We start from the raw sequence: 12,867 nt of genomic DNA, 5'->3' as shown, positions 1-12,867 counted from the left end.
CATGCGCGCAGCCCTGGCGTCGATCGCCGTCCTGCTCGCCGCGACCGGCTGCTCGGTCGCCGGCGCGGCGGGCGGCGGGGAGAAGACGACGCTGGTCGTCGGCTACCAGTCCAAGACCATCAACACGGTGACCGCCGGAACCCTGCTGCGGTCCCTCGGCTACCTGGAGAAGCGGCTCGGCCCGGGGTACACGGTCGAGTGGCAGGACTACGACGCCGGCGCGCCCATCACGGCGAAGATGGTCGCCGGGAAGATCGACATCGGGTCCATGGGCGACTACCCGCTGCTGATCAACGCGGCCCGCACCCAGGGCATCCCGGCGGCCCGCACGCGGCTGGTGTCCATCACCGGGTACAACCTGCGCGGCGGGCTCAACATGGTCGTCGTCCCGCCCGGCTCCACGGCCAGGACGCTCGCCGACCTCAAGGGCGCCACCATCTCCGCCAGCGCCGGCTCCGCCGGGCACGGCACGCTCGTCCAGGCGCTGGAGAAGGCCGGCCTCGACCCGGCCCGCGACGTGCGCGTCGTCAACCACCAGCCCGCGGTGGGCGCCTCGCAGCTGGAGTCCGGGGGAGTGCAGGCGTACGCGCAGTTCGTCGCCTGGCCCGGCCTGCTGGTCTTCCAGCACAAGGCCCGGCTGCTGTACGACGGCTCGGCGCTGGACGTGCCGACCTTCCACGGCGTGGTGCTGCGCCAGGCGTACGCCAAGGAGCACCCCGGCGTCGTGGACGCCTTCCTCAAGGCCCAGATCGACGCGACCCGCTACCTGCACGAGCACCCGCTGGAGGCCGCCGAGTCCGTCGCCACGGCCACCGGGCTGCCCGCCGAGGTCGTCTACCTCTATAACGGCCCCGGCGGCATCGCGACCTTCGACCCCACGCTCAAGCCGCCGCTCCAGGCCGCCCACGAGCACGACGTGCCGTTCCTCAAGCGCATCGGCGACGGCTTCCCCGGAGTCGACGTCCGCGCGTTCGTCGACGACTCCTACCTGCGCAAGGCCTACGGCCCCTCCTACGACGCCGACCTGGCCTCGACGGTCAACCCCGCGCGGATCACCGGGACCGACCCGGTGTGCGGCAAGGCGGCCGGCGACCCGGCGACCGCCTCGGAGCTGTGGCTCGCCGGCGCGACGACGACGCGGCCGGCCGCCACGCCCACCTGCCTGCTGCGCCAGATCGCCGCCGCCGGCGCGCCCGTGCGCGCCGCCTACGTCCCCGACACCGTCACCGGCACCCGGTGGTTCGCCGACGGCTCGGTCTGGCTGCGCGACCCCGCGGCGGCGCCCGACGCCAGGTTCCTGCCCTTCACCACGCAGGACGGCGCCGACGCCTACCGCCGGCGGCACCCGAAGACGCGGCCGCTCTCCTACGAGGAGGCGCTGCGGGCGGTCAAGGCGGGCGGCGAGGCGCGGTGACCGCGCCGGCCCGGACCTCCCCACCGCGGGCGGCCGCCGCTCCCACGCCCGCGCCGCGCGGGGCCCGGTGGGGCTGGGCCGCCAAGGCGGCCTCACTGCTGGCCGCCGCCGGGGTGTGGCAGGCGCTCACGGTCACCGACGCGCGCCTGTGGCTGCGGTTCGACCGGCTGCCGACGCTCGGCGACATCGCCGCCGAGGCCGCCCGCCGCCTGGCGGACCCGGTCTACTACCTGGACCTGCTGCAGAGCCTGCTGCGCATCCTCACCGGGTTCGGGCTGGCCTCGGTCGCGGGCGTGGCCGTCGGCGTCGCCGTCGCCCGCTCGCGACGCACCCGCCACGTGGTGCTGCCGCTGCTGGAGGCGGTGCGCCCGATCCCGGCGATCGCGCTGGTCCCGGTCGCCATCCTGCTGTTCCCCACCGACGAGCAGGGCATCGTGTTCATCACCTTCGTCGCCGCCTTCTTCCCGGTCATGGTGAGCACCCGGCACGCCGTGCGGGCGCTGCCCACCCTGTGGGAGGACGCCGTCCGTACCCTCGGCGGCGGGCGGCGGCACGTTCTGTGGAACGTCGTGCTGCCGGGCATTCTGCCCGGCGTGTTCGGCGGGCTGTCGGTCGGCATGGGGGTGGCGTGGATCTGCGTCATCTCCGCCGAGATGATCTCCGGCGAGTTCGGCGTCGGGTACCGCACCTGGCAGTCGTACACGCTGGTCGACTACCCGGCGGTCATCGTCGGGATGGCCACCATCGGCCTGCTCGGCTGGTCCACCTCGGCCGCCGTCGAGCTCGCCGGGCGCAGGGCGACCCGCTGGCTGCCCCGGGCCGAGGGGCGGGAGTCGTGACGGCGCGCCGACGGCGGACCCGCCTGGAGAGGAGCACCACGTGACGACGCTCGCACGACCGGCGCGCACCGGCGAGGCGCGGCCGGGCCTCGGGTTCACGCTGGACGGGCTGTCGCTCGGCTACGGCCGCGGCCCGGTGCTGCACGAGGTCGGCCTGGACATCGTCCCCGGCGAGGTCCTGGTCGTCGTCGGGGCCTCGGGTTCGGGCAAGTCCACGCTGCTGCGCGCGATGGCCGGGCTGCTCGCGCCGCACGGCGGCCGGATCCTCGCCGACGGGGTGCAGGTCGCGGCCACCTCCGCCGACCGGGCCATGGTCTTCCAGGATGACGGCCTGCTGCCGTGGCGCACCGTCCGGGCGAACGTCGAGCTGCCGCTGCGCATCCGCGGGACGCCCCGGCGCGAGCGCGCCGCGGCCGCCGGCGCGTGGATCGCCCGGGTCGGCCTGGCCGGCGCGGAGGACCGGCTGCCGCGCGAGCTGTCCGGCGGCATGCGGCAGCGGGTGCAGCTCGCCCGCGCCCTGGTCGGCGCGCCCCGCGCCGTGCTCATGGACGAGCCGTTCGGCGCGCTGGACGCCCAGACCCGCGCCCAGATGCAGCGCCTGCTGCTGGAGGTGCTGGCCGACACCCGGGCGACGGTGGTGTTCGTCACCCACGACGTGGACGAGGCGCTGCTGCTCGCCGACCGGGTGGTGGTGCTCGGCCGCCACGGCGTCCGCTCGGTGATCGAGATGCACGGACCGCGCGACCCCGCCGCCGACCGGAGCGAGACGCGCGCGAGGATCCTGGAGGAACTGTAGATGGACATCCCCTCGATCGAGGACCGCCTGAGCCTGGACTGCGACGTGCTGGTCGTCGGCGGCGGCACGGCCGGGACGATGGCCGCGATCACCGCGGCCGAGCAGGGAGCCCGCGTGCTGCTGCTGGAGAAGGCGCACGTGCGGCACAGCGGCGCGCTCGCCATGGGCATGGACGGGGTCAACAACGCCGTCATCCCCGGCAAGGCCACCCCCGAGGACTACGTCGCCGAGATCACCCGCGCCAATGACGGCGTCGTCGCGCAGAAGACCGTCTACCAGACCGCCACCCGCGGCTACGAGATGGTCCGGCGGCTGGAGCGGTACGGCGTGAAGTTCGAGAAGGACGAATACGGCGACTACGCCGTGCGCAGGGTGCACCGCTCGGGCAGCTACGTGCTGCCGATGCCCGAGGGCAAGGACGTCAAGAAGGTGCTGTACCGGGTGCTGCGCCGCCGCGACATCCGCGAGAGGGTGCGCATCGAGAACCGCGTCATGCCGGTCAGGGTGCTCACCGACGGCGGCAGGGCCGTGGGCGTCGCCGGGTTCGACACCAGGTCGGGCCGCTTCGTCACCGTCGCGGCCGGGGCGGTCATCCTGGCCACCGGCGCCTGCGGCCGCCTCGGCCTGCCGGCGAGCGGCTACCTCTACGGCACCTACGAGAACCCGACCAACGCCGGCGACGGGTACGCCATGGCCTACCACGCGGGCGCGGAGCTCAGCGGCATCGAGTGCTTCCAGATCAACCCGCTGATCAAGGACTACAACGGGCCCGCGTGCGCGTACGTGGCCAACCCCTTCGGCGGCTACCAGGTCAACAGCCGGGGGGAGCGGTTCGTCGACTCCGACTACTGGTCGGGCCAGATGATGTCCGAGGTCGCCGCCGAGATCTCCTCGGCGCGCGGGCCCATCTACCTGAAACTGACCCACCTGCCCGACGAGACCATCGGCGCGCTGGAGACCATCCTGCACTCCACCGAGCGCCCCACGCGCGGCACCTTCCACGCCGGGCGCGGCCACGACTACCGCACCCACGACGTGGAGATGCACATCTCCGAGATCGGCCTGTGCGGCGGCCACTCGGCGTCGGGGGTGTGGGTGGACGAGAACGGCGCCACCACGGTGCCCGGTCTGTACGCGGCCGGGGACCTGGCCTGCGTCCCGCACAACTACATGATCGGCGCGTTCGTCTTCGGCGACCTCGCCGGCGCGCACGCCGCCGCGCACCACGGCGGCGCCACGGCGGCGCTCCCGCAGGACCAGGTCGCCGCCGCGCACGAGCTGGTCTACCGCCCGCTGCGCCACCCTGGCGGGCCGCCGCAGCAGCAGGTGGAGTACAAGCTGCGCCGCTTCGTCAACGACTACGTCGCCCCGCCCAAGACCGCCGCCAAGCTGGAGATCGCGCTGGAGTCCTTCGAGCGGATGCGCGAGGAGATCGCCTCGATGGGCGCGCGCACCCCGCACGAGCTGATGCGCTGCGCGGAGGTGGACATCATCCGCGACTGCGCCGAGATGGCCGCCCGCGCCTCGCTCACTCGCACCGAGAGCCGCTGGGGGCTGTACCACGAGCGCGCCGACCTGCCGGAGCGCGACGACGGCCGCTGGCTGTTCCACCTCAACCTCCGCAGACGGCAGGACGGGGCGATGGAGTTCCTCAAGCGTCCCGTGGAGCCCTACCTGGTGCCGGTGCCGGAGTTCGCGCCCACGGGCGGCGAGCCGGTGCCGCTGGGCGCCCACGTCTCCACGGCGGTGCGGCGGGTCGAGTCCGTGCGCGCCGGACGGGCCGCCGTCGGCCGCTCGCCCCGCATCCTGGAGCTGCACCGGCTGGCCGAGGAGCAGCCCACCGCCGACCGGCTCGCCCCCTACCTCGCCGACCCCGACCCCAAGGTCAGGCGGGCCGCCATCGCCACGCTCACCGAGACCGTCCCGGACGGCGCGGGCGCGGCGCTGGTCGCCGCGCTCGGCGACGACCACGGCGCGGTGCGGCGCGCCGCCGCCACCGGCCTCAGGGAACTGGCCGAGGTGCTCCCCGCGACCCCCGAGTTCGGCGCGGCCCTGGCCGGGCGGCTCACCGGGGGTGACGCCGTGGTCAGGGCCACGGCGCTGGACATGCTGCGCGCGTTGCGGCTCGGCGACCGCGAGGTGTTCCGCGCCGGCATGGACGACCCGGACCGACGCGTGCGCATCGAGGCGATCCGCGGGCTGGTCTCCCTCGACGAGGCCGACCTGGTGGCCGCGGCCGCGGACGACCCGTCCAGGGAGGTCAGGGTATGGGCGGCCAGGGGCCTCGGGCTGGTCGGCAAGCCGTCCGCCGCGCTCGGCGCGCTGGCGGCCGACGCCGACCCGCTGGTCAGGGCGGCCGCGCTGGAGGCGTCCGGCGCCACCGGCGCGCCGCTGGTGGACCAGGCGCTGGGCGGGCTGGCCGACCCCGCCTGGCAGGTGCGCGTCGGGGCGGCCCGCTGCCTGGGCGCCGCCGGCGGCCAGACCGCCCAGGTTCCCCTGGTCCAGGCCCTCTCGGACGCCAACCTCGACGTGCGCAAGGCGGCCGTGCTCGCGCTGACCCGCTGGGCGGCGGACCCGCAGGTCGCCGCGGCGCTCTCGGAGGCCCTGGCCGACCCGGACGCCGACGTCCGCGCCTACGCCCGCCGCGCACTGGAGGCGACCCCCACCTGAGCGGCCGTCCTGGTGACCGGCCGCACGGGGATCATGAAGCGCTAGAGTCGCGAAGTCGTGAATATGTGACTTCTTCGGCTGGAGGGCGGAATGGCGGGATCGGCCCTGGAGCAGGTCGCGCCGGCCGACGGCGAACTGGCCGGGCGGCTGCGCAAGAGCATGGCCGCGGTGGAGGCCCGGCTGCGGGACGCCGCCGCCGACTCGCCCGATTCGCTCATCGTCCAGGCGGCCGGCTACCTGCTGGACGCGGGCGGCAAGCGCTGGCGTCCCCTGCTCGTGCTGCTGGGCGCCGAGTTCGGCGACCCGGAGACCGCCGAGGTGTCCGACGCCGCGGTGGCCGTCGAGCTCATCCACGCGGCCTCGCTCCACCACGACGACGTGATGGACGACGCGCCGCTGCGCCACGGCGTGCCGAGCGCGCAGGTCAGATGGAACAACAAGATCGCCATCCTGGTGGGCGACCACCTGTTCGCCCGCGGCGCGACCGTCAGCCTGGAGCTCGGCGAGGCCGCCAGGCGGGCGCAGGCCCACGCCTTCGAACGGCTGGTCAGGGGGCAGGTCAGGGAGGTGGCGGGCCCCCGGCGCGGCGAGGACCCCGTCGATCACCACCTGGAGGTGGTCCGCGACAAGTCGGCCTCGCTGATCGCCCTGGCCGTGCGGCTCGGCGGGATGTGCGCGGGCGCGGACGCGGCGGCGGTGCGCGCCCTCGGGGAGTACGGCGAGGCGCTGGGCGTGGCCTTCCAGCTTTCCGACGACATCATCGACATCGTCTCCGAGGCCGACCGCGCGGGAAAGGCCCCGGGCGCCGACCTGCGCGCCGGGGTCCCCACCCTCCCGGTCCTGCTCGCCCTGCGCGGGGCCGGGGACGGCGCGGCCGGGCGGCTGCGCGAGATCCTCGGCGCGGGCGCCGTCCCGGGCGCCGTCCCGGACGACGGCCCGCACGCCGAGGCGCTGCGCCTGCTGCGCGCCTCACCCGCGCTGGAACTGGCCCGCGCCGAGGTGGCGCGGTACGCGGGCGAGGCCAGGGCGGCCGCGCGGCGGCTGCCGGAACGCGCCGCCCGCGACGTCCTCGAATCCCTCTGCGACCTGGTGACCGGCCGCTCGGCGTAGGAGGACCGCCTCCCTGTCTGCGCGGTCCAGTTTGAGTGGTCGGGCTTGAGTGGTCGGGCTTGAGTGTCGGGCTTGAGCGGTCCGGCCGGAGCGGTCCGGCTTGAGGGCGGCCCCGGCTTGGGTGGCCTCGGCCGCGCGGCCCTGGTGACCGGCCGCCCGCCTGGGCGGGACGGCCACCAGGTGTGCGGGTCACAGGTCGAGGGCGGTCTTGACGTAGGAGCCGTCGATGTTGCCGGCGGCGTCGATGGTGCGCAGGTGCAGCGTCCAGGTGCCCGTCGAGCCGGCCGGTTTGATCCAGTAGAACGGCTGGGCGTAGGTGGCGTACTGGGTCCGGTCGCCGGGGTCGCTCGACTCGATGGCCCACTCGACGCGCTCGACCCCGGCCCCGCCCGCGTCGGTGCCGCCCGCGGTGATGCGCACCCGCCGCTTGCCCTCGAAGGTGTCGTAGGTGAGGTTGACGGTGGTGTCGGGCGGGGTCTCGTCGTCGGCCCCGCCGCCGGTGACGGTGGGCAGCGGGTTCTGCGCCGGGCAGATGTCGCAGGGCAGGACGGCGACCCTGGTGGCCGGCACCGTCACGCCCACGCCGGCGAAGGTGATGCGGTTGTTGGGGTCGGTCAGGATGGGCTCGTAGGCGATGGTCGAGGTGACGACGCCGTTGACCCAGGTCCGCAGCCGGATGTACACATACCCGTTGGCCGTGGTGGTGATCTCGCCGGCGGCCTTGCCCTGGGTGAGGAACGCCGAGATCTGCTTGTACGGCCCGGTGCCGGCGGCGTACGAGCTCCCCGGGATGTCCTCCATCTCGATCTCGGTCGAGGGGTCGGCGAAGCCGGTGCGGCGGCCCGCCGAATCGGTGAGCAGCAGGTTCACCGGGCCCCTGACCATCACCTCCGTGCCGGTCAGCCCGCCGGCGCCGGCGAGCTGCTGGGCGTCGTCGGCGGTGCGCAGCGCGGCCAGGCGCCCGGCCGTCGGGCCCTCGCCCTGGATGGCGTAGACGGCGCTGGCGATCACCTGCGACTTGTTGGGCAGGTCGGCGTGCCCGATGCCGGAGTACGGCTCCAGGACGACCGAGTCGCCGCGCAGTTCGGGGGTCATGCGCGCCGACCCGAGCGGGACGGTGCCGTCCCCGTGGTCGCTCCAGTTGACCAGCACGCCGGTGCCCGGGGCGCACGTGCGCCACCAGCCGAACTTCTCGTCGCAGTGCTCCTCGGCGAACTCGTCGAAGCTGACGACGGTGGTCACCCCGTCGCCGATCAGGCGGGTCAGGCCGACCCGCGCGTCGGCGGGCTTCCATTCGTCGGCCTGCTGGTGCCAGGCCCGTGCGCGGTCGATCAGCGTCAGGTTCTTGTCGCTGAGCAGGTTGCGCACCTGGTCGGGGGTGAGCGGCCCACCGGGGACGCGGTTGACCGGCGGCTCGACGACCCGGTGGTAGTTGTCGGAGGGCAGCAGCTCCAGGAAGCCGGGGAAGTTGCGGGTGATCTTCGCGGCCTCGTTGCGGTTCAGCAGGCACCGGCCGCCGACGAAGTCGATGACGCAGGGCGTCTTGTAGTGCAGGACGCCCAGCGCCTTGGCCGCGCCGAGGTAGGGCGTGGCGATGGTGGAGATGCGGTTGACCTTGCCGGCCGACCGGGCGTCCCTCATCGCCGCGTTGACGACCAGGCCGCCCTGCGAGTGGGCGATGATGTTCACCCGGTCCGACCCGGTGGCGTCCCTGATGCGCTCGATGCGGTCCAGGAGCTGGTTCTTGTTGACGGTGGCCGACTTGCGCCAGTCGACGGGGGACAGGAACAGGTTCTCGCCCGGCTGGGGCGCCTCGATGTCGCCCAGCACGTACCCGGCGTCCTTCAGCAGCGTGACGGTGTCCTGGTAGATGGACTTCAGCCCGAGGATCTTCATGATCACCTCGGAGCCGTACACGCCGTTGCCCTTGGCGTCGGTCAGGCCGTCGTCGTGCAGCATGATGTTGTCGAGGTGGGAGTCGGTCGGGTTCAGCAGCTTCGTGCCGCCCGGCCACCACTCGGTGCCCGACTCGTCCACGAGCTTGGTGCCCATGATGCCGGGCACGAAGATGACCGGCTTGGTGACCGGCTTGGCCCCCGTCCCGCACTCGGCGCCGGTGTCCTGGGTGTACGAAAGGCCGCGCAGCAGCACCGCCGAGTCGTAGACCGCGTCGTGCTGGTCGAACACCGACAGATAGATCTTGTGCGCGCCGCCGGTGACCGGGGTGCCGGCCTTCATCAGGGGAGTGGCGCCGTCGTAGGTCGTCCCGGACGCCGCCGCGGCGCTCATCGCCAGCAGGCCCGTCGTGTTGGTGGAGATGACGTTGCCCGAGGGGTCGAAGGCGAAGTTGTCCGGCGCCAGGATGGTCGAGTCGTCGGTCGTCCAGGTCGACCTGTCCAGCTCGGCCACGAACCCGTCGTTGTAGGCGCTGCGCACGAACTCGGGGAACTCCTCGCTGAAGAACTTCATCTCGAAGGTCAGGCAGCTCGCCCACGCGGGGACGTCCAGGTCGACCTGCAGGACGGTGACGTCGTAGGCGCTCTCGCCGCGCACCTTGCCGCCGCCGGAGTCGCGGCCGGAGGACAGGAAGTCGTTCGGCTCGGGCGCCAGCGTGGCGTCGCCGGTGGTCAGCAGGGCGCCCTCGCCGGACACGCCGCCGATGCCGTGGCCGACGCCGTTGGTGCCGGACGTGGGCGGCGTCGTGACGTATCTGGCCCCTTCGAGGCTGCCGTCGGCGACGAGCGCGCCGGCCAGCGCGGCCGCGGCGTCGGCGCCGGTGCCGACCGGCGTGACGCTGCCCGCCGCGACGTCCAGCGCGGTGGCGCCGTCCCGCTTCGCCGTGCGCCGCTTGGCGGCCTTGCGGGCTTTGGCCGCCCGGTCTCGGGTGGTCTTGGCGTCGGCGGGCGCGCCGACGGAGATCGTGTGCCGCTCCGGTGCGGGCGGCGACGGTGGAGCGGGATCGGCGAACGCGGGGATCGCCAGACCGGTGCACGCCACCACGGCGGCGAGCATGACGAACAACGACCTGCGACGCACCACGTGCCTCCAGGCGGAGTCAGGCCCGGGGGAACGGGCTGGTGAGGGGGTGTGGGCGCGGCGAGCCCGGCCGGCCACGACGAGGTTTCGGAACGGCGCCGATGATCAAAATTGGGCTCAACATATACATCGACCGATCACCGGTCAAGACCGAAAAGTCGCGATTGACGGACCGGTATCCGTGGCCTGATACTCCGGTTGATCAAGGTATTTCCTTATCTCCCCCTTATCGACCCCCCGCATCTCCGCCCGCCTCCGCATAGGGATCCCGCGCACGCCATCCGTGGCCGGCGCGCGCCCGCATGCCGGCGGACCCCCGTTGTCGATGGCGCACGGCTCACGTGTGGAGGCCTGTCATGCGTTCGGCGAGAAAGGCACGTCCCGCGGTCCGCGCCGCGGCGCGGGCGTCATGGATCGGCGCCGCCGCGGCGGCTCTCAGTACGGCGGTCACCTGGGCGGTGCTCGCACTGCTCACCACCGGCGCCGAAGGGCTGGTCGGCGGCTTCCTGTCCGGGAGCGCGAACGGCGTGACCACCACCGCGGCGGCCGCGACCGGCGGCCCGGTCGACTGGTGGTCGGCCACGCTGTCCACCGGCGGCCGGATCTGGCCGGTCCAGTTCCTGCTGCAGGGCTCCCCGCTGGTGCTGGTGGCGCTCGGGCCGCTGGCCGCCGGCGTGCTGGCGGGCGTGCTCACCCGCGGCCGTGCCCGGCTGCTGGCCGCCTCCGCCGGGTACGCGGCGGTCCTCACCGCGGTCGCCGCGCTCGTCGCCGCCCTCGCGCCCGGCGAGCTCGCCTTGGTGTCCACGCCCGCGCCGTACGCCTTCGGCCTGGGCCTCGCCTGGTGTCTCGCCACCGGCCTGGCCGGTCAGGCCCTGCGCGCGCTCGTCGCTCCGCGCCGGGTGAGGCTGCTGGCCGGGGCCGGCGCGGGCCTGCTGGCCGCCCAGCTCGCCCTGTCCGGGTCGGCCGCCGCCGCGCCCGCCGCCGAGCAGCCCGCCGCGCTGCCGCTCGGCATCGCCGCCGCGCCCCCCGAACCCGCCCCCGTCGGCTACTACCGCCCCGGCGTCTCCCAGGCGCTGGCTCGGGTGGGCCTGGAAACCGCGCGCCAGAAGGCGTCCCGCGACATGACCGCCGGCAGCGTCAACATGGCCAGGGAGCCGTGGCTCGGCGTCCCCACGATGGCGAGCCTGGACAGCCCGGTCGGCAAGGACGTCACGAGCTGGCTGCGGTCCAACGCCGCCCTGTTCGCCGTCAAGGACCCGGTGGCGCAGCTACGGCCGATGCCCGCCCGCGCCAAGGACCCGCTCGGCCAGCGGCACGACTGGTTCCAGCAGCAGATCGACGGCGTCCCGGTGTACGGGGCCAGGGTCGGCGTGCACCGCGACGCCAAGGGCACCACGGTGCGCGGGCTGACCAACGGCCTCATCCCCGACCTCGCCCCGGTCGCCACCCGGCCCACCCTCGGCGCGTACGCCGCCGTCGCCGCCGCCACCCGCGCCATGCCGGACGGCAGGACCGTCGAGCCGCCGGTGCTCTACCTGCTGCCCGGCGACCCCGACCCCGGGCGGCCGGTGCCGGTGACGCTCGTCTGGCGGGTGTGGCTCGCCGCGGCGGACGGCCGCTCGACGGTCTACTACGTGGACGCGCTCAGCACCGGCCGCGTCGTCACCTTCGAGCCGGGCCGGCTCGAGTTCAAGCAGCGCCGCGTATGGGACCTGCGCAACAGCGACGAGACCGACGACGACCCTGCCAGGGTCGAGGGCCAGGGCCCCGTCTCCGAGCCCGACGTCAACGCCATCTACGACCACAGCGGCAAGTTCTACGACTACATGATGTCCACCTTCGGCCGCGACAGCTGGGACGGCGAGGGCGCCCGCATGGACGCGGGCGCGCGGTACTCCTCCAGCGCCGACGGCACGCCCGAGAAGAACGCCTTCTTCATGCCGGAAAGCGGCATGACGGCCTTCGGGCAGGGCACGGCGACGCTGACCATCGTCTCCCACGAGTGGCAGCACGGCGTCACCTTCTCCACCGCCAACCTGTTCCAGCTCTTCCAGGGCGGCTCGCTGCACGAGAGCTTCTCCGACGTGTTCGCCGCCTTCACCGAGGCCAAGGTCACGGGCAGCACCTCGTGGAAGGCCGGAGAGGGCAGCTCGCTCGGCGTCATCCGCGACCTGGCCAACCCGCACAACATCACCTATGGCGGCATACCGCACCCCGCGCACTACAGCGAGTACTGGCTGGGCTGCGCCGACAGCGGCTGGGTGCACTTCAACAGCCTGATCCCGAGCCACGCCTGGTACATCCTGGCCACCCGCATCGGCGTCACCAAGGCCGCGGAGATCGCCTACCGCGACCTGACCGTCTATCTCGGCCCGCGGTCCCGGTTCACCGAGACCCGCGTCGGCGCCATCCAAGCGGCCTACGACCTGTACGGCAAGAACTCGCCGGAGAGCCAGGAGACCTGGCGGGCGTTCGGCGCGGTGGGCATCGACGGCGTCTACGAGTCGCCCCGCCAGGTGTGCATGTGCTTCGCCGACGAGTCGCTGACCGGCGTCGGCCTGAAGGGCATGGACCCGGGCGGCTCGACGACCGACGCCACCGTGGCCGCGCTGCTGCGCACCCGCGACCTGTTCGAGAACGCCGAGTCCGGCTCGGTCCTGCACTACGCCCACCTGTACGCGCGCACCAACAGCCGGGCCATGGAACTGCTGACCGCCGACGACGGCCTGCGGCAGCGGACCGCCCACCTCATGCAGTCCATGGAGCCCGCCTTCCGCACCGTCGGCACCCGCGACGGCGACCGGGTGATCATCACCCAGACGCTGATCAACGAGATCAACGCCCTCGTCGACGCCTACATCCAGGCCGACATCGCCTCGGGGAACGGGGGCGAGCTGGCCGCGGTCCTGCGCGCCGACCGCTCCTTGGTGGACAGCCAGGCCCTGGTCGGCAAGACCGCCAACCAGGTGCTCGCCCAGCTCGACACGATCTTCGAATAGGAA

Annotated in this window: 7 protein-coding genes; 6 read left to right on the top strand and 1 reads right to left on the bottom strand. The window is 73.8% G+C overall.

Annotated features, from left to right (window positions below):
- Position 1 precedes the first annotated feature (1 nt).
- The 5 genes from ACFQSB_RS31520 (at position 2) to ACFQSB_RS31500 (ending at position 6,829) form a co-directional block, all read left to right on the top strand.
- Positions 2–1,414, top strand: coding sequence for an ABC transporter substrate-binding protein (locus tag ACFQSB_RS31520; RefSeq protein ID WP_380830498.1), 1,413 nt, complete (start codon positions 2–4; stop codon positions 1,412–1,414).
- Positions 1,411–2,253 (top strand): ABC transporter permease, encoded by an 843-nt coding sequence (locus ACFQSB_RS31515; RefSeq protein ID WP_380830497.1) that lies wholly within the window; start codon positions 1,411–1,413, stop codon positions 2,251–2,253. The genes ACFQSB_RS31520 and ACFQSB_RS31515 overlap by 4 nt, the downstream gene beginning before the upstream one ends.
- 40 nt (positions 2,254–2,293) lie before the next feature.
- Positions 2,294–3,049 (top strand): ABC transporter ATP-binding protein, encoded by a 756-nt coding sequence (locus ACFQSB_RS31510; RefSeq protein ID WP_380830496.1) that lies wholly within the window; start codon positions 2,294–2,296, stop codon positions 3,047–3,049.
- Positions 3,050–5,719, top strand: a complete 2,670-nt coding sequence (locus ACFQSB_RS31505) for a fumarate reductase/succinate dehydrogenase flavoprotein subunit (RefSeq protein ID WP_380830495.1) — start codon at positions 3,050–3,052, stop codon at positions 5,717–5,719.
- Between the two features lie 90 nt (positions 5,720–5,809).
- Positions 5,810–6,829 (top strand): polyprenyl synthetase family protein, encoded by a 1,020-nt coding sequence (locus ACFQSB_RS31500; RefSeq protein ID WP_380830494.1) that lies wholly within the window; start codon positions 5,810–5,812, stop codon positions 6,827–6,829.
- A gap of 189 nt (positions 6,830–7,018) precedes the next feature.
- Here ACFQSB_RS31500 and ACFQSB_RS31495 read toward each other — a convergent pair whose 3' ends face one another.
- On the bottom strand, positions 7,019–9,865 hold the full coding sequence (locus ACFQSB_RS31495; RefSeq protein WP_380830493.1) for a choice-of-anchor L domain-containing protein: 2,847 nt from the start codon (positions 9,863–9,865) through the stop codon (positions 7,019–7,021).
- Between the two features lie 356 nt (positions 9,866–10,221).
- Between ACFQSB_RS31495 and ACFQSB_RS31490 the strand changes: the two genes are divergently transcribed.
- Positions 10,222–12,864: a M4 family metallopeptidase gene (locus tag ACFQSB_RS31490; RefSeq protein ID WP_380830492.1), complete on the top strand. Its 2,643-nt coding sequence runs from the start codon at positions 10,222–10,224 to the stop codon at positions 12,862–12,864.
- Positions 12,865–12,867 lie beyond the last annotated feature (3 nt).

Source organism: Sphaerisporangium rhizosphaerae (assembly GCF_042665155.1).
In the GTDB taxonomy this organism is placed as follows: Bacteria; Actinomycetota; Actinomycetes; order Streptosporangiales; family Streptosporangiaceae; genus Sphaerisporangium; species Sphaerisporangium rhizosphaerae.
Note: the sequence above shows the minus strand (reverse complement) of the source record. Positions and strands in the feature narration are given on the sequence as shown.